Origin of the sequence: Campylobacter sp. IFREMER_LSEM_CL2127 (genome assembly GCF_025771745.1) — a bacterium.
Taxonomy (GTDB): Bacteria; Campylobacterota; Campylobacteria; order Campylobacterales; family Campylobacteraceae; genus Campylobacter_D.
On the sequence record NZ_JAKMQV010000002.1, the window covers coordinates 278,623 to 296,582 of the forward strand.

13 protein-coding genes are annotated in these 17,960 nt (G+C 28.8%); 8 read left to right on the forward strand and 5 right to left on the reverse strand.

The window, feature by feature from the left end; translation table 11 throughout:
• Positions 1-7: 7 nt before the first annotated feature.
• Positions 8-2,383, forward strand: coding sequence for a tetratricopeptide repeat protein (locus L8V77_RS03115; RefSeq protein ID WP_263706642.1), 2,376 nt, complete (start codon positions 8-10; stop codon positions 2,381-2,383).
• 52 nt (positions 2,384-2,435) lie between these two features.
• Here the strand turns inward: L8V77_RS03115 and L8V77_RS03120 are convergent, their stop codons facing one another.
• From L8V77_RS03120 to L8V77_RS03140, 5 genes are all read right to left on the reverse strand, one after another.
• On the reverse strand, positions 2,436-3,788 hold the full coding sequence (locus L8V77_RS03120; RefSeq protein ID WP_263706646.1) for a hypothetical protein: 1,353 nt from the start codon (positions 3,786-3,788) through the stop codon (positions 2,436-2,438).
• A 196-nt stretch (positions 3,789-3,984) separates the two neighbouring features.
• Positions 3,985-4,359 carry an HIT family protein gene (locus L8V77_RS03125; protein WP_263674815.1) on the reverse strand — a complete coding sequence of 125 codons (375 nt, stop codon included), beginning with the start codon at positions 4,357-4,359 and terminating at the stop codon, positions 3,985-3,987.
• Between the two features lie 43 nt (positions 4,360-4,402).
• Positions 4,403-5,794, reverse strand: a complete 1,392-nt coding sequence (gene fumC / locus L8V77_RS03130; protein WP_263663843.1) for a class II fumarate hydratase — start codon at positions 5,792-5,794, stop codon at positions 4,403-4,405.
• Positions 5,795-5,922: 128 nt separating this feature from the next.
• Positions 5,923-7,722 carry a glutamine--fructose-6-phosphate transaminase (isomerizing) gene (gene glmS / locus L8V77_RS03135; RefSeq protein WP_263706647.1) on the reverse strand — a complete coding sequence of 600 codons (1,800 nt, stop codon included), beginning with the start codon at positions 7,720-7,722 and terminating at the stop codon, positions 5,923-5,925.
• Positions 7,723-7,725: 3 nt separating this feature from the next.
• A complete protein-coding gene (locus tag L8V77_RS03140; protein ID WP_263706660.1) occupies positions 7,726-10,080 on the reverse strand; it encodes a nucleotidyltransferase in 2,355 nt (784 codons plus the stop codon).
• A 115-nt stretch (positions 10,081-10,195) separates the two neighbouring features.
• Here L8V77_RS03140 and mqnE point away from each other — a divergent pair, with 115 nt between their 5' ends.
• The 7 genes from mqnE (at position 10,196) to L8V77_RS03175 (ending at position 17,935) form a co-directional block, all read left to right on the forward strand.
• Positions 10,196-11,260 (forward strand): aminofutalosine synthase MqnE, encoded by a 1,065-nt coding sequence (gene mqnE, locus L8V77_RS03145; RefSeq protein ID WP_263706649.1) that lies wholly within the window; start codon positions 10,196-10,198, stop codon positions 11,258-11,260.
• Positions 11,261-11,268: 8 nt separating this feature from the next.
• Positions 11,269-12,585, forward strand: coding sequence for an NCS2 family permease (locus L8V77_RS03150; protein ID WP_263678593.1), 1,317 nt, complete (start codon positions 11,269-11,271; stop codon positions 12,583-12,585).
• Positions 12,586-12,594: 9 nt separating this feature from the next.
• Positions 12,595-13,035 (forward strand): phosphoribosyltransferase, encoded by a 441-nt coding sequence (locus tag L8V77_RS03155; RefSeq protein WP_263706650.1) that lies wholly within the window; start codon positions 12,595-12,597, stop codon positions 13,033-13,035.
• A gap of 63 nt (positions 13,036-13,098) precedes the next feature.
• Positions 13,099-15,498 carry a molybdopterin guanine dinucleotide-containing S/N-oxide reductase gene (locus L8V77_RS03160; protein ID WP_263706651.1) on the forward strand — a complete coding sequence of 800 codons (2,400 nt, stop codon included), beginning with the start codon at positions 13,099-13,101 and terminating at the stop codon, positions 15,496-15,498.
• Positions 15,499-15,500: 2 nt separating this feature from the next.
• The gene (locus L8V77_RS03165; RefSeq protein WP_149062121.1) at positions 15,501-16,034 is read left to right on the forward strand and encodes a hypothetical protein; all 534 of its coding nucleotides are present in this window, start codon (positions 15,501-15,503) and stop codon (positions 16,032-16,034) included.
• Between the two features lie 6 nt (positions 16,035-16,040).
• The gene (locus tag L8V77_RS03170) at positions 16,041-17,198 is read left to right on the forward strand and encodes a hypothetical protein (protein WP_263706652.1); all 1,158 of its coding nucleotides are present in this window, start codon (positions 16,041-16,043) and stop codon (positions 17,196-17,198) included.
• A complete protein-coding gene (locus L8V77_RS03175) occupies positions 17,195-17,935 on the forward strand; it encodes a Tfp pilus assembly protein FimT/FimU (RefSeq protein ID WP_263706653.1) in 741 nt (246 codons plus the stop codon). Before L8V77_RS03170 ends, L8V77_RS03175 begins: the two co-directional genes overlap by 4 nt.
• Positions 17,936-17,960 lie beyond the last annotated feature (25 nt).

Here is a 17,960-nt window from a genome sequence, read left to right on the forward strand (position 1 = left end):
TTAATATTTGGATAATCTAATCACTGAATTATCAGATTTAGCTAAAGAATATTTTGAAAATTCAGAATTTGAAAAATGCGATGAGGTTTTAAGTGAACTTATAGCTTTTTGCAAAGGCGAGGTTACGCTTGCTCAAGATGGTAAAATGATTTTTATAGATGATGAGGACAAACATCGTTTGCTTTTAGAAGCTTACCATAATAGAGCGCTTTGTAGATTTAATTGTTTGAAATTTCAAGAAGCACTTAAAGATGCAACCATAGCTGTAGAATTTGATCCTAGTAATGTATTTTTATTTAATCTTTTGGGTCTATGTAATTTTAAATTAGATTTATTACAAGAAGCACTTTTGGCTTTTAATAAAACTATAGCACTGGATAATGCATATTATTTAGCATATTTTAATAGGGCTAGAGTTTATATACTTTTAGATGAGCACACAAAAGCTTTAAAAGATTTGCAAACTTGTATTGATTTGGCTCCAGAATATTATATGGCTTATTATACTAGAGCCATTACTTTGCTTAGTGTTGATCCAAAACAAGCTTTGATTGATTTTAAAAAGTCTCAAGATTTAGGATTTGAATCCTCGCAGATTTTTTATTATCAAGGTGTAGCTTGTGAGAATTTGGAAGATTATCAAAAAGCTATAGAATTTTTTACTAAGACGATTGAGCAAGATGAGAGTTTTGCTGATGCGTATTATAAAAGGGCTAATAATAAACGCAAGGTTGATGATTTAGAAGGAGCTTTGCAAGATTGTTTAAAATCTATTGAATTAGACAATGAAAACGCAATGGCATATTTGATTTTGGGACATATTTATAAAGATCTAGAAAAGATAGAATTATCAATAGATGCTTTTAAAAAATCAATTGAATTAGATGAAAATTTACAATATCCATGTTTTGCATTAGCTAGAGTTTTGTATGATCTAAAAGATTATGAACAAGCTTTGAAATATTATGATAAAACAATTGAGCTTTATGAAGAATACGCTCAAGCATATATTAATAGAGGCAATACTAAAATTAACCTAAAAATGATTGAAGAGGCTATAGAAGATTTTGATTTAGCAGCTAAATATTATCAAGAAAGAGCAAGAAAGCATGATTTTACTCCATCAGAATTGGCAGAACTTGAACACGCAGTTCCTTATGGTTTTTATCATTTGGGTAATAGTTTATATGAAATAGACAAATATGATGAAGCTTTGATAAGTTATGAAAAAGCTTTGAAATATCAAAAAGAATATCCTGATGTGTTTTTTAATAGGGCTTATTTAAAATCTGATCTTGAAAAATACGAGGAAGCTTTAGAAGATAGCGAATTAGCTGTTAAATACTATAAAAAGCAAAATAATACTCAAGATTATGTTAATTCTCTTTCTCAAAGAGCTTGGATCAAAAGCAAGCTTGAAAGATTTCAAGAAGCTATGGATGAATACAATGAGCTTATAAAAACATATAAAGATTATATTGATTTAAAAGATGTATTACTTGAAAGAGCATATTGTGCAAAAGAACTTGAATCTTATGAAGAATTAATAGCTTATTGTAATGCAGCGTATAAGGTGGATAAAAATAATTTTAAACTTTATTTTTGGCGAGGAATTGCTAAATATAATTTAAGCTTAGAAGAAGAAGCTATAGAAGATTTAAATAAGGCTTTAAAAATTGATAAAAACCATAATGGAGCAAAGTATTATAAGGGGCTTTGTTATGAAGATCTTTATATGTTTGATGAAGCGATAAAATGCTACGATAGTGTGATTTTAAGTAATGAAGAAGATGATGAATCATATTTTCATAGAGCAAAATGTAAAAGAAATCTTGAAAAATATAATGAAGCTTTAAAAGATATCAATGAATGCTTAAAAATAATTGATGATATTGGGGAGTATTGGATAGAAAAAGCACAAATTTTAAGCTTTTTAGGAAAATATGATGAAAGCTTCAAAGCAGCAAAAAAAGCAAGTGAGCTTGAACCAAAATCATATGAGTGTTATCATTTTATGGGTGCAGTTAAAGTGTATTCGCAAGATTTTAAAGAAGCTATAAAATATCTTAATATGGCTTTAAATTTAGATGAAAGTCAAAATTGGACACATTATTATAAGGCAGAGTGTTTAAGAAATTTAGGTGATTTTCACGATGCATTGCAATGTTATGAAGATTGCTTAAAGATAACAAAAGAAAATACTGATGCTTTGGTGGGAAAAATTCAGTGTTTAGAAGAGCTAAAAGAATACGAGCAAGCTTTAGAGTGTACTAAAGAATTATTAAAGCTTGATGAAGAAAATGAATTTGCATTAAAAAATCAAAATATTTTAATGCAAAAATTAAAACAGCAAAATAAAAAATGGTGGCAAATTTGGAATTAAGCTTTGTGTGATTTATTATTTGTGCAGATTTGAAAATTTGCATAAATAAAGTCTATTTGGTGTTTTTAATGAAAATATGAGTTTTGAAAAAAGTTATTTGACCTTTTATATTAATGTCAAATTCCAAAGGGATAAAAATCAAAGACGAGTTATTGCTAAGTTTGTAGCTTAATTGTGAATTTTTCTGATAATTTTTTAAGATTTTGTCAAAATTTTCAAGCTTTAAAAGTTCTTTTTCCTGAAGTAAAAAATATAAGGTATTATTATCAATCTTCATAAAATATTTAAAGTCGCTTGAATTAGCAACAAAATCAAATAATACTTCATCGTAATTTTCTTTTAATTTGGAGTATTTTGGATGAAATTTTTTGGACATATTGTGAAATTCTATCTTTTGTGGTTTTAAATGAGTTAAATTATAAGTTTTTAAAAAATCATCAAAACTATAATTGTTATTATAATTTTTATTAAGATTATGCAAGGTGTTTTTGATACTTTTAATTTGATTATAATATTGCCTGCTTTGAATATAATCAAGATTTAAAGAATGTATAGAGATTTCTAATTTTTGCAATTGATATTTTTGTGAAGAAAAACTTATGTAATTTGCAAAAAATCCTAAAAATAGCGCCATAAGTGCAAGTAGATAAAAAGAAAATTTTAATGCTATTTTTTGTTTAAACACGCTTAGATAATTTGCAATCAAAAGCCATAAATTTAAAGCTAATACTGCTAAGCGTTCTGGTGTAAAGCCATATTGTGCAATTCTAATTATAATAGCATAAAATACGAAAATATTTAGTGATAGTACCACAATAAAAAAGGCATAAAGTAATGATTTTTTGATTTTATAAAAAGATAAATTTATCCAAAGATTAATTAATAAAAAACTACCAAACCAAAGACATAAATGAACTATACTAAGATTTTCTAAAAGATTAAATAATGCTCCTAAACCATAGGTAAAAAGCATGATTATATATAAAGCACTAAAAATATTTAGTATAAATATAAAAATTTTATGAAAATTGTATGAAGTAAAATTGCCAAGTAAAAATAAAGAAAAAATTCCAGCACTACAAAGCCATAATGATAAAACACAAGAATCTAACATGCTTGAAGAAATATCAAATAAAAAATCAAATGAACCATAAAATATAGCCAAAAATATACCAAAAATGAACCAAAAGCTTATACTAAAAGAAATGGCAGCTAAAAAATGATGAAAATAATTAAAATCATATAATTTTCTTGCACATACTAAAGCTATAAGAGCTGTTGTTAAGGAAATATACAAAGAATTATTAGTAAAAAATATTAAATAATTTTCTATACCATCTTTAAAAATAAAATTTAAAAATATATAAAAAATTAGCCCAAAAAATCCAACCCATAAATTTTTCAAACTTTTATAATTTTGTATTAAATTGCTTTTTGATTCAGTGAATGTTTCACAAAAAATTATAAATAGGGTTAAAAGTAAAAAAATACTAGTTTGGTATGAATCATTAAAAAATGCTACAAAAAACCAAAAACATAAATAAAAAATAACTCCAAGTGGATGATTCAATAAAGCTATATAGCTAGAATTAATAAATTTTTTAAACATGAATATTTTTTATTTTGTTAAGTAAAATTGATATAAATCCTTCAAAGTCAGGTAAATTTAAATCCTTAATTTCTCTTTGCTGTTTTCCCCACATGCATTCAGGAAAAAACCCATCTTCTTTAAAACGTGCCATAACATGAAAATGCACTCTTGGTACATAGTTTGCAAAGGAAGCTATGTTGATTTTTTCTGGGTTATAGTACTCTCTAAGGCTTAATTCACAAGCTAAAACATATTGAAAAAGCATATTTTGCAAAAAGGCTGGACAATCACTTAATTCTCTGTAATTTTCTTTAGTAAAAATTTTCACCCAAGGAATTTGAGAATTTTCTTTTTCTATAAATAAATAATCATTTTCATAAATCATACTAACCTTTAAGAAAAGACTAGGATTATTCCTAGTCTTTTGATTATTTTTTTGGTCCTATCATTTTTGTAGGATCTACAAATTTAGCAAAGTCTTCTTCACTTACCAAGCCAAGCTCCATAGCACTTTCTTTTAAAGAAATGCCTTTTTTATGGGCATTTTTTGCTACTTTAGCTGCATTTTCATAACCAATGTGTGGATTTAATGCAGTTACTAGCATTAAAGAATTATGTAAATTATGATCTATTTTTTCTTTATTTGGCTCTATGCCAACAGCACAGTGGATATTAAATGAATGCATAGCATCAGCTAATAAATCAAGGCTTTGCAAGAAATTATAAATAATCACAGGCTTAAAAACATTAAGCTCGAAATTTCCTTGGCTTGCTGCAAAACCAATAGCTGCATCATTTCCCATAACTTGCACTGCAACCATAGTTAAAGCTTCACATTGAGTAGGATTAACCTTACCTGGCATGATGGAACTTCCTGGTTCATTCTCAGGTATGTTTAACTCTCCAAGACCACATCTAGGGCCACTTGCTAGCCATCTAATATCATTTGCTATTTTCATTAAATTTGCAGCTAAGCCTTTCATAGCTCCATGGGTAAAATTAATAGCATCATGGCTTGTTAGTGCATGGAATTTATTTGGACTTGAAACAAATTTAGTGCCTAAAAGCTTGCTTAATTCCTCGCTTACTTTTTCACTAAGTTCTGGATGTGCATTTAATCCTGTGCCAACAGCTGTCCCACCTATTGCAAGCTCTCTTAATGTAGGCAAAGAAGCGATGATTTGCTCTTTTGAGTGAAGTAACATAGAAAGGTATCCACTAAATTCTTGAGCTAGGGTAAGTGGTGTAGCATCTTGAAGGTGAGTTCTTCCTATTTTAATAATCCCTTCAAATTCTTTTACTTTCTTTTCAAAAGTCGCAATAAGCTCATCTAAAGCAGGGATAAGTTTTTTTTCTACTTGTTCTACTGAAACTATGCTCATAGCAGTTGGAAAGGTATCGTTTGAGCTTTGGCTCATATTTACATGATCATTTGGATGAACAAGTTTTTCTTTTCTAAAATCACCACCCATAATTTCAGTAGCACGATTTGCTATAACTTCGTTCATATTCATATTACTTTGAGTGCCTGAACCTGTTTGCCATATTGCTAGTGGGAAATTATCGTCAAATTTTCCTGCTACAATTTCATCGCAAGCTTGCACAATAGCATTTTTTTTAGCATCATCTAATTTGCCAAGTTTGTTATTTACTAAAGCCAAAGATTTTTTAAGATTTGCAAAAGCATAAATTAAAACTTTTGGCATTTTTTCACAACCAATTTTAAAATTTTCAAAACTTCTTTCAGTTTGTGCACCCCAATATTTATCATTAGGAACTTTAATCTCTCCCATAGTATCGTGTTCGATTCTATATTCCATGGCTTTTCCTTGTAATAAAATAAGATATGATATTTAAACCAAATAAACCCTAAAGTTTGCTTATAATTTAAGAAGTATTTATAAAATTTTTTAAAAAAGTGTAGTTTTTTCAAAACTACACAAAATATTTATTCTACGGTAACACTTTTTGCTAAATTTCTTGGCATATCTACATCATTACCAAGTCTTATAGAAACTTCTAAGGCAAGAAGCTGTAAGATCACCATCATTTCAAAAAATTCACACATATAGTGTTCTTGTTTTGAAGTTCTTATAAAATCATCGCTTAAATCAAAATCAAGTGGAGAAATAGCAAGTAGGGTAGAATCCCTTGCAGCTAATTCTTCTACATTTGATTTGGTTTTTTCATAAAGGCAATTTTGCGGCATTAGTGCAACGGTAAAAAGCTCGCTATCTGCTAGAGCAATAGGCCCATGTTTCATTTCACCTGCTGGATATCCTTCAGCATGCAAGTATGAAATTTCTTTTAATTTTAAAGCCCCTTCTAATGCTAGTGGATAAAATACATCTCTTCCTATAAAGAAGAAGCCATGGCCATGTAGGTATCTTTTTGAAATTCTATGCACTTTTTCATGCAAGTTTTGTTCAACTTTAACTATACTTGGCAAGCTTCTTAGGGCTTTGATTTCTTTACTCATATCTAAATTTGCTTTTTGTGCAAGATAGATTGCAAGCATCCATAAAGTTGCTACTTGAGTGGCAAAAGCTTTAGTTGAAGCCACACCTTTTTCAATGCCCGCTCTAGTAAGTAATGATATATCAGCCAAACGCACGATATTTGAATTATCCACATTGCATATTGCTAAAGTTTTAACTCCTTGTGCTTTTGCTATTTTTAAAGCTTCAAGTGTATCAGCCGTTTCACCGCTTTGAGAGATTACTATAAAAAGAGTATTTTTGCCTATAATGGCTTCTCTGTATCTAAATTCACTTGCTACTTCAACTTTAGTTTTAATCTTTGCAAGTCTTTCAAGCAAATAAGCCCCGCTTAATGCTGCATGATAGCTTGTGCCACAAGCACAAAGTGTTATTTCATCTATGTTTTGCAAAAGAGTTTCATCTATATCTTCAAAAACAATCTGCTCACCTTGTAAGCGTCCCATTAAAACTTCGCCTAAAACTCTACTTTGCTCATAAATTTCTTTTTCCATAAAAAATCTATAACCATCTTTTTGAGCATAACTTTTATCTTGACTTAAAGCTACAAAAGCAGGTTGTATGCAAGCTTGATCATGGCAAATTTTGCATTCGTTTAAATTCACATATCCATAATCCCCATCTTCAAGATAAGCTACTTTATCCACTAAAGAAACTAAAGGCGCATCACTTGATGCAAAATAATATTCATTTTCATCGCCATTTTTTCCGATGATGAGTGGCACAGCATTTTTAGCAAAATAAATTGTATTAGGATCTTTTTTACTCACAAGTAAGATTGCAAAAGCACCTTTTAGTTCAGCTATAGTTTTTTTAAAAGCTTCAAATGGTTCTAAATTACTTGCATAGTATTCAAATAAATGTACAATAACTTCAGTGTCAGTTTGACTTAGAAAATTAATACCTTCTTGTGTGAGTTTTGTTTTTAATTCTTGGTAATTTTCTATGATTCCATTATGTATTACGCAAGAGTATTGTCCTAAATGTGGATGAGCATTTATTTCAGTTGGTTTTCCATGGGTTGCCCAACGCGTATGGCCTATAGCAAGTCCAAAGCCATCACTATTAAAATTAGCAGTTTTATTAGCTAAATTTTCTAATTTTCCAACCGCTTTAAAAAAGTCTAACTCTCCATCTTTCATTACTGCTATGCCAGCGCTATCATAACCTCTATACTCAAGCTCTTTTAAGCCTTCTAATATGATTTTTTTCTTTTCTTTGGTCCCTATATATCCTACTATTCCACACATCTTTTACTCGCTTATTAGTGATTTAAGAATTTGATCTTTATGATCTTGCAAGCTTTCATTTTTATGCAAAATCAAAACATTTCGCGTTCTTTCTTTTATGGTTTGAATTTTTGCTGCACTTAAGATAATATCATATCTTGCAAGTACATCCATCACATAAGCCATTAAACCTTTTTGATCTTTTGTGTTTAAGGTTATTTTGGCATAGCTTTTGGAGTAATTCATATCTAATTTTAATTCATCTTTTTTAATGTTTGGTTTTTTTGCCTTTTTTTGTACTTTTAAATGCAATTTAGAATTAAGTAAATTTTCTAAACTTTGTTTTTGAGTATCACTTACTATATCTGAATATTCAAATTTCAAATAAACTTTTTCATCAAATAATTCAAAGAAACTCATAAAGACTAAATTTAAAGAACTTAAAGTGTTGAGTATATTTTCAAGATTATTTTTTCTATTCATTATAAGCTCTAGGGTAAAATTATCTTGATTATCAAGCCAAAAAGTAAAATTTTCTTTTTGTGTAATTTGCGTTATTTTAATGATTTTTTCAAAACTATTTTTTATAAAAAATAAATTGGATTTAATATGAGTAATATTATTTTGAGTTTGTTCATCAAGATCTAAAAAAGCCTTACTTCTTTTTAGGGTTTGTTCTTTTTTTACTCTTCTTTGGCTCTCATCAATTAAATTCTCATCCTCAAAGCCTTCTAATGCATTTTGAAATAATCTTTCTAAACTTTTATAATAAAAATGATTTTCTATACCCAAAGCCTTAGCATTGCAAAAAGATAAAAGATGTAAGGTTTTTAAGGTATTTATATCATTTAATTTGGAAATAAAATTTAAAACAATAGTAGAATTATAAATATCTTCTTTTTCTATAATGTCTTTAAAAGCGTTAAAATTTTTATACAATCTTAAGCCAAAATCTAAAAGTTCATTATCAATTTGGAATTTTCCTACATAAGCCCTGTAAATATTTGCTAAAGAAATTTCATTTTCTTCGTGAATAGCACTTAAAAGTATGGTGAGTTTTATTATTAAAAGTGTATTTTCATCAAAATCATAATCTTTTTCTTCAAAGTATTTTAAGCAAAGCAATGCTCTATCTAATGCGCTATAAACACCTTCTTCTTCAAGTAAGAATTTGCTTTGAGTAAGAGGTTTGCAAAAATCTTTTAAAATATTAGCATTAGCAAGAAGTTTTAAAAGAGCAAAAGAATGCTTTCTTTCTAAAATTTTCTTGAATAATTCTAAATTTTCATTTTTATTTTCTGCTCTTTTTAATGCAAAAATGAGTTTGATATCAAAATTATAATCTTTATCATCTAATTTTAAAAGTTGATTTAATATCAAGTTTAGGTTTTCACTTTTGTTAGAATAAGTAAAAAAGCTATCTTGTGTTTCATAAAGTTCATTATCTTTATAGTGTTTTTCTTGAATGCACCTTGCTAAAAATTGCGTATAAATTCCACAAGTTTGCATACATTGCATGGCTTTTTGAATAAGTATGGATTTAAGATCTAAATTTTTCTTTTCTTTTTTTTGCATTAAGTTAGCAAGTTCTTGTGAATTTTGTATTAAAAATAAATTAGTGTTTTTACCTTCTAAAAGATTCATTGCACATTTAAGTGAAAATAAAAAATCACTTGCAAGTTTAAATTCGCTTAATTCTTTTTCGTTGATAAAATTAAGCATATAATTTTTAGGAGAATCTTTAAATAATATACTTAAATTTTCTATATCAAGTTGCTCATCTAAACCACCAAAATTTTTATTAATATTAAATTCTTGCTTGATTAAAGGTTGATGATAAGGGTTAAATTCTTGCAAGATTTTTAAAGCAAATTCTTCTTTTAATTCATCTTGAGCTTGAGAAATTTTTTCTTTGATTTGTTTGAATAAAATTTTAGATCCGCAAATATAACGATATTGTAAAATATTTTGTTTTAGCTCGTTTTTAGCTATATTATAAAGTCCATTTATTTCACAAATTTGATAATTGATATTTAAATTAATATCATTTAATGAAGTAATAAATGCTTTCATTAAAGGCTTGATATTGTAAGCTTTTATATCTTTATAAATAAGCAATAAATCAACATTTTCTTTTATACTTAAATTCATTTTAGCATATTGTTTAATAGCGATAATACAAAAAGGGAATTTATCATTATGCGGAAAATAATCATCAAAAAAATCATTCAAAACAAGCTCGTAAACATCTTCTATAAAACGATCAATTTCTTTAGAGTGATAAAAACTAAACGAGCCTTGTTTTAAAAAAAGTCTAGAACAATAAGCTTCATAATCTTTTAAAGAATTTTTTAATTTTTGAATTTTTTGTATATCCATAACTTGATAATAATCCTTATTTAATTTTACTAGTATCATACCAAAAATACTTTGTATTAAATTTTAAGTAAGTTAAAATTATAATTGTAATTTAAATTTAAAAAATGGTAAGAATATGCAAACAATTATAGAAAAACTAGAAAATCAAGAAAGATTAAATGAAGAAGAAGCTAACAAGCTTTGGGATTTAGAGCTTTTTACTTTAGGCAAATACGCACAAAGAATTCGAACTAATTTGCATGGTAAAAAGGTTTATTTTAATATCAATCGCCATATTAATCCTACAAATATATGTGCAGATACTTGTAAATTTTGTGCTTTTTCAGCACACAGGAAAAATCCTAATCCTTATACTATGTCCCACGAAGAGATAATGAAAATAGTCGATGAAACAGTTTTAAGAGATACCAAAGAAATTCATATTGTTTCAGCACACAATAAAAACACTTCATGGCAGTGGTATTTGGAAATTTTTAAAATGATTAAAGAAAAATATCCATTTTTACATATTAAAGCCCTAACTGCTGCTGAGGTTGATTTTTTAAGCAGGGCTTTTAATATGAGCTATGAAGAAGTGATAGAAAAAATGCTTGAATATGGCGTTGATTCTATGCCAGGTGGTGGGGCTGAAATTTTTGATGAGGAAGTTAGAAAAAAAATTTGTCATGGTAAAGTAAGTAGTGAAAATTGGTTAAAAATTCATAAACTTTGGCATGAAAAAGGCAGACAAAGTAACGCCACAATGCTTTTTGGGCATATAGAAAATAGAGAAAATAGAACTAATCATATGATAAGATTGAGAAATCTTCAAGATCAAACTGGTGGTTTTAATGCTTTTATTCCTTTGGTTTGGCAACAAGATAATAGTTTTATTACAGGTAAAAAACCGCTTGGCTCGGTAGAAATTTTAAAAACCTTAGCTATAGCAAGGATAGTGCTTGATAATATTAAAAATATTAAAGCTTATTGGGCAACTATGGGTATAAATTTAGCTATGGTAGCTCAAGATTTTGGTGCAAATGATTTAGATGGTACTATAGAAAAAGAAAGCATACAAAGTGCAGGTGGCGCAAAAAGTTCAAATGGCTTGAGTTTAAAAACTTTTATAGAAATGATTCAAAGTTCAGGCTATATAGCAATAGAACGAGATAGTTTGTATAATGAATTAAAAACTTATTAAGGATAAAAATGGATTTTTTTAAACTTAAAGAACATAATAGTGATGTAAAAACTGAAATTTATGCAGGTATTGCTACTTTTTTAGCAATGATTTATATTATACCGGTTAATGCAAATATTATGAGTAATTCAGGTATGCCACTAGAAGCTTTAATTGTCGCAACTGCTTTAGTAACTATTATAGCTACTACTTTTAGTGCTTTTTTCTCTAATACTCCTGTGGCTATGAGTGTGGGTATGGGGCTAAATGCGTATTTTACTTTTAGTGTGTGTAATACCTATCAAATTCCTTGGCAAAGTGCTTTGGGAGCGGTGTTTTTATCGGGTATTGTTTTTACTTTATTATCTTTTACTAATTTTAGAATTTGGGTAATAAAAAGCATACCAAATGATTTAAGAAAAGCCATATCAGCAGGTATTGGAACCTTTATAGCCTTTATGGGGCTTGTGCAAATGGGGATTATCACCAAAAGCGAAGCAACTTTAGTGGGTTTGGGCGATTTTTCAAGTACTAAAGTGCTTTTTGGATTGTTTGGTTTGTTTTTGGTTTTTGTTTTTTGGGCTTGGAGGATTAAAGCTGCGTTTATTTTAGCTGTTTTTGTAAGTGCTTTGTGTGCTTGGATTTTTGGTATTGATGGAGCTAAATTTCCTGAGCAACTTTTATCTTTACCAGTTATTAGTGGAGATAATGGTTTAAGTGCTATATTTGGTAAGCTTGATATTAAAGGAGCTTTAGAGCTTAGTATGATTCCTATAGTACTTACTTTTTTTGTTACTCAGCTTTTTGATAGTGTGGGTACAATCACAGGTGTAGGCTCAAGAGGAAAAATATTTGATGATCCAAAACAAGGTGAGAAAAAATTAGGTAAAACCTTAGGCGCTGATGCAGCAAGTTCGGCTATGGGAGCAGTTGTTGGAACTTCTACTGTAACTGCTTTTGTAGAAAGCTCAGCAGGTGTTGAAGCAGGAGGTAGGACAGGACTTACAGCTTTAGTTACTGCTATATGTTTTGTTTTTACCTTATTTTTGCTTCCAGTATTTAAAGCTATTCCTGCAAATTCTATTTATCCTATTTTGGTACTTGTTGGTGTTTTAATGTTTATGGAAGTTGCAAATATTAATTTTAAAGATAAAGCTATAGCAGTGAGTGCATTTTTTATTATCATTATGATGCCACTAACTTATTCTATTACCACAGGTTTTGCTTTTGGATTTATTGCATATTTATTTATGCGTATTATGCAAAAAGAATTTGATAAAATTAACCTTGGTATTATTGTATTAAGTGCGATTTCATTATTAGTATTTTTATTACAATTTTTATAGGAAGTGATTATGTATTATTATGCTTATGAAGAATTTCAAAAAGAAATTATTCCTTTTACGCGCAAAATTAAGGAAGAATTTAATCCTGATGTGTTACTTGCCATTGCAAGAGGTGGTATGACTTTGGGTCATTTTTTAGCAGAAGGTATGGGTAATAGAAACTTATTTTCTTTAAATTCCATTCATTATGAAGATACCCAAAAGTTAGATACGATTAAAATTTTTAATATCCCTGATCTTGGTTCATACAAAAAAATTCTTTTGATAGATGATATTATAGATAGTGGTGAAACTATGATAGAAATCAAAAGAGTTTTAATGGAAAAATATCCTCATTTAGAACTCAAAGTAGCAAGTGTTTTTTATAAACCTTCAGCATTATTAATCCCTGAGTTTTATATAAAAGAGGCTAAAGAGTGGATTGACTTTTTTTGGAGTATTAAAATTTAGCTTTAAATCAAATACAAATGCTATAATATATATTGACTTTATTTTGTTAAGAAAGGATGTCTTATGAGTTTAACAAGAAGAAAATTTCTAAAAGGACTTGCTGCTACTTCAGCGATTGCTTCGGTTAATCCTTTAATAGCTGCAAGTGAGGGAACTAAATTTTATGATACTAAAAAAATTCCTCACGCTACTCACTTTGGTGCTTTTTGGGCTGAAGTAAATTCAGAAGGAAAACTTGTAAAAGTTGCACCACAACAATCTGACAAACATCCTTCTATTATCACTGATGCTATCATTGATAGAACTTATTCAGATACTAGGGTAAAATATCCTTGTGTTAGAAAAAGTTTCTTAGAAGGTAAAAAAAGACCTAAATTAAGAGGTAAAGAACCTTTTGTAAGAGTAAGCTGGGAAAAAGCTTTAGAGCTTGTATTGCAAAAATTAAAAGAAACTCCTATTGAAAATTTATTTAATGCAAGTTATGGTGCTTGGGGGCATGTAGGTTTATTGCACAATTGTAACTCAGTAGCAGGAAGATTTTTTAATACAGCTTTAGGTGGTCACATCGGCACTGATGGAGAGTATAGTAATGGAGCTGCTGGTAAGGTTAATGCTAGTATAGTAGGGGATTTAGAAGTTTATTCTTTACAAACTTCTCATGAGGTGATTTTAGAAAATACCCAAGTTTATGTTTTATGGGGAGCTGATCTTTATAAATGTAATCAAATTGACTTTAAAGTTGCAAATCGTGGTAATGATGAGTATTATAAAAAATACAGCAAATCAAATATCAAATTTATTAGTATTGATCCTCAATATACTCAAACAGCAGAGATTTTAAATGCTCAGTGGATTAAAATTCGTCCAAATACCGATGTAGCTTTAATGCTTGGTATGATGAATTATTTATATAAAAGTGGAAAATACGATAAAAAATTCATTGAAAAATATACTGATGGTTTTGACAAATTCTTACCTTATTTACTTGGAAAAACTGATGGTATTGATAAAACTCCAGCTTGGGCTGCAAATATTACCGGTGTTGAAGAAAAAGTTATTACCGCATTAGCAGATACTTTTGTAAAAAATAGAACTTTCTTAGCAGGTAACTGGGCTATGCAAAGAGCACACCATGGTGAACAAGCTGATTGGACTTTAATGGTTTTAGCTTCAATGATAGGTCAAGTGGGTTTACCTGGTGGTGGATTTGGTTTTTCAATGCACTATTCAGGTGGCGGACAAGCATTTTCAGGTGTAAGATTACCAGTAGGTTTACCGCAAGGTAAAAATAATCTTGATACTAATATCCCTGCAAGTAGAATTTCAGAAGCAATATTAAATCCAGGCAAAACAGTTAAGTTTAAAGGTAAAGAAATTACCTATCCAAAAATCAAACTTATGTATGTAGTAGGTGCTTCTGTATTGGGTCATCATCCAGATACAAATGAGCTTATCAAAGCTTTAAGAACTCTTGATACATTAATCGTACATGAGCCTTGGTGGACGCCTATGGCAAAAATGGCTGATATTGTATTGCCTTCAACTACAACTTTAGAAAGAGATGATATTAGTTTTGGTGGTTCTTATTCTCAAGATTATGTTTATGCTATGAAAAAAGTAATTGAGCCTTATTTTGAAAGTAGAAATGATTATGATATTTTTGAAGAATTGGCAAAAAGAATAGGTGAAAGAGAGCATAAAAAATTCACCGGAAATAAAACAAAAGAGCAGTGGCTTGAAGGTTTTTATGGCAGAAGTGATTGTCCTTATTATATGGAATTTGCTGATTTTTGGAAACAAGGATTTATTCATTTTGAAACTCCAAAAGAAGCTTATAATTTCGTAAGACACTCTGAATTTAGAGCTGATCCTATAGCAAATAAACTTGCAACAGAAAGTGGAAAAATTCAAATTTATTCACCAAAATTTGAAAAATACAATTTAGAAGATTTTAAAGCACATCCAACTTGGTTTGAACCAGCTGAGTGGTTAGGTAATGAAAAATTAGTTAAAAAATATCCTTTCCATTTGTTAAGCCCACACCCAAGATATAGAGTGCATTCTCAGCTTGATAATACTTGGGTGAGAGATTTGTATAAAATTCAAGGTAGAGAGCCTGTGATGATTAATACAAATGATGCTAAAAAACTTGGTATTACACACGGAGAAGTTGTAGAAGTATATAATGATCGTGGATCGCTTTTAGCAGGGGCTTTCGTAACAGATAATATTATGGAAGGGGTTATTAGTATCCAAGAGGGTGCTTGGTATGATCCTGAAGATGTAAGCGATAGCAAGCCAAGATGCAATGCAGGTCATGTAAATGTTTTAACAAGTTCAAGACCAACTTCAACTATGGCTCAAGCAACTAGTGTTAATACTTGTCTAGTGGGTATTAAAAAGCTAAAAGAAGTTATAAAACCTTATAACTCAACTACACCACCAGAAATTATAGGAGCTTAATAATGAAGAAGATTATATTGGTATTGACTTTTTTAGCTAGTGCTTTATTTGCTAAAGATATGTTTATTTTTAATGAAAAAGTAGATCTTTTAGATAGTGCTAGTAAAAAAGTGGTAGGGCAAATTTATGAAGGCTCTAAAGTAGAGCTTATAAAAGAAGAGGGTGAATATTCTTTGATTAAAGTTAAAGGCGAGGTTGTGGAGACAAATCCAAAAAGTCTTGCTTATACTAAAGATGGAATTTATCTTTTGCTTACTTTAAATGCTAAAAATGCAAGCAATGAAATGGAATTTTTAGTTAAGAGTAAAGATTTAACCGATCAAGAAATTCTTGCTTGGGATGAGATAGAATTAACTTATTATGATACCTGTACAAGTTGTCATGCAGCACATAAACCAAAAGAACATTTAATGGAAGAATGGGATGCATACTTATCTGCTATGCAAGGGTTTGCAAAAATTACTGATGCAGAAAAAGATAGAATTTTAAGATTTTTACAATCTCACGCAAGTAATGGACCTGTAAAACTTGACTAATCAAAAATGAAAAGGTATTTGCTAGCCGTTTTATTTTTTGATTTTTGTGCTTTATTGTATGGCATAAGCACTTTATCTATAAGCTACAATGAAGCACAAATTTATTTTTATGATCATAGCTTAATTGCTATGATTGCTAAATTTGGCACTACTCTTTTTGGTCAAAATGACTTTGGGTTAAGACTACCTTTTGTTTTATTGCATTCTTTAAGCTGTATTTTATTATACATTTTAGCTTTAAGATACACCAAAACTTCTTTTGATGCTTTTATTTCTGTTGTGCTTTTTATATTGCTCCCTGGTAGTGTAGCTAGTGCTTTACTTATTAATGAATCAAGCATTGTAATATTTTTTACGCTTTTAATTTTAGTATTATTTGAATATAAGAAAATATTTTTATTTTATATTTTATTGGTTTTAGTTCTTTTTGTAGATGGAAATTTTGCAATTTTATACTTATCTTTTTTCTTTTTTGCTATTTATAAAAAAGATAAATTACTTATTATATGTTCTTTGATTTTATTTGCTATCGCAATGAGTGTTTATGGGTTTGATGCAAGTGGAAAGCCTAAGGGGTATTTTTTGGATACTTTGGGTATTTTTGCAGCTTGTTTTTCGCCTTTGATTTTTCTTTATTTTTTTTATGTTGTTTATAGAATTCTTTTACAAGATGATAAGCCACTTTTATGGTTTATTAGTGCAAGTACTTTTGTTTTTTGTTTAATTTTTTCTATAAGACAAAGACTTTTTTTAGAAGATTTTTTACCTTTTTGTGTGGTTTGTACGCCTTTGTTGATTCGTTATTTAATGTCTTCTTATCGTTCAAGAATGCCACAATTGCGCCTAAAACATAAAATTTTTATAGAATGTTCTTTGGTATTTTTATTATTTTTTTATCTTGGTATTGTTTTTAATCAAAGTTTTTATTATTTATTAAAAGATCCCAAAAGACATTTTGCCTATGATTATCACATAGCTAAAGAATTAGCTCTAAATTTAAAACAACACAATCTCACACATATTGCTACACAAGATAAAGAACTAGCCTTAAGACTTAAATTTTATGGTATTTCTAAGGGTAAACTAGAGCTTCATTCTAGTAAAAAAGCTAGTAAAATCTATGTTAGTTTAGGTAAGCATAAAGTATATTATTTTATAAAATGAAACAAGCTTTTACTTTAATAGAACTGGTTTTTGTTTGTATAATATTATCCTTATTATTTTCTATGGCTTATGTTTATTATAAACCTGATTATTTGCGCTTGGGAGCTGAGCAAGTTTTAAATGATATTAAATACACAAGACATTTAGCTTTAATGCAAAATGATTTTAGAGTTAAAGAATTTAACATTGCTAAACGAGAGTGGTTTAAGGCTAAATGGCAGCTGTATTTTATACGTTCAAAATCTGCCACTAATAATGAACAAACTTATACCATTTTTTTAGATAAAAACGGCGATGGCAATGCAAACATAGGTAAAAATATGATCAATAAAGACAGAGAAATAGCTGTTGATCTTATCAATCCAGATATATTAATGAACTCAGGTCAAAGTGGAGTGATAAATCAAAATGATTTCAAAGCAAATTTAAAATATAATATAGAAAAAACTTATGGTATATCTAAAGTTTTGTTTGAAGGTGCTTGTAAAGGAAGTACGCGTTTAGTTTTTGATGGTTATGGTCGTTTATATACGCCTTTAAAAAATGCTACACGTGCTTATGATAAACTTGCTTCTTTTAATAATGATTGCATTATAAGATTATCTAATAATCAAAATGAGCATATATGCATTATTATAAATCCCATTAGTGGCTATGCTTATATCCCTAAATTTTCTTCAAATAAATCACAAAATATTATACTTAATAATAAAAACACCTACTGTCATGCCTTATAAGATATATTGATGTTGTGTCACCCTG

Excerpts from the sequence above, each read along its gene's own strand:
- L8V77_RS03125 (WP_263674815.1), bottom strand. The coding sequence starts at position 4,359 with ATGATTTATGAAAATGATTATTTATTTATAGAAAAAGAAAATTCTCAA.
- fumC (WP_263663843.1), bottom strand. The coding sequence starts at position 5,794 with ATGGAATATAGAATCGAACACGATACTATGGGAGAGATTAAAGTTCCT.
- glmS (WP_263706647.1), bottom strand. The coding sequence starts at position 7,722 with ATGTGTGGAATAGTAGGATATATAGGGACCAAAGAAAAGAAAAAAATC.
- L8V77_RS03140 (WP_263706660.1), bottom strand. The coding sequence starts at position 10,080 with ATGGATATACAAAAAATTCAAAAATTAAAAAATTCTTTAAAAGATTAT.
- mqnE (WP_263706649.1), top strand. The coding sequence starts at position 10,196 with ATGCAAACAATTATAGAAAAACTAGAAAATCAAGAAAGATTAAATGAA.
- L8V77_RS03150 (WP_263678593.1), top strand. The coding sequence starts at position 11,269 with ATGGATTTTTTTAAACTTAAAGAACATAATAGTGATGTAAAAACTGAA.
- L8V77_RS03155 (WP_263706650.1), top strand. The coding sequence starts at position 12,595 with ATGTATTATTATGCTTATGAAGAATTTCAAAAAGAAATTATTCCTTTT.
- L8V77_RS03160 (WP_263706651.1), top strand. The coding sequence starts at position 13,099 with ATGAGTTTAACAAGAAGAAAATTTCTAAAAGGACTTGCTGCTACTTCA.
- L8V77_RS03165 (WP_149062121.1), top strand. The coding sequence starts at position 15,501 with ATGAAGAAGATTATATTGGTATTGACTTTTTTAGCTAGTGCTTTATTT.
- L8V77_RS03170 (WP_263706652.1), top strand. The coding sequence starts at position 16,041 with ATGAAAAGGTATTTGCTAGCCGTTTTATTTTTTGATTTTTGTGCTTTA.
- L8V77_RS03175 (WP_263706653.1), top strand. The coding sequence starts at position 17,195 with ATGAAACAAGCTTTTACTTTAATAGAACTGGTTTTTGTTTGTATAATA.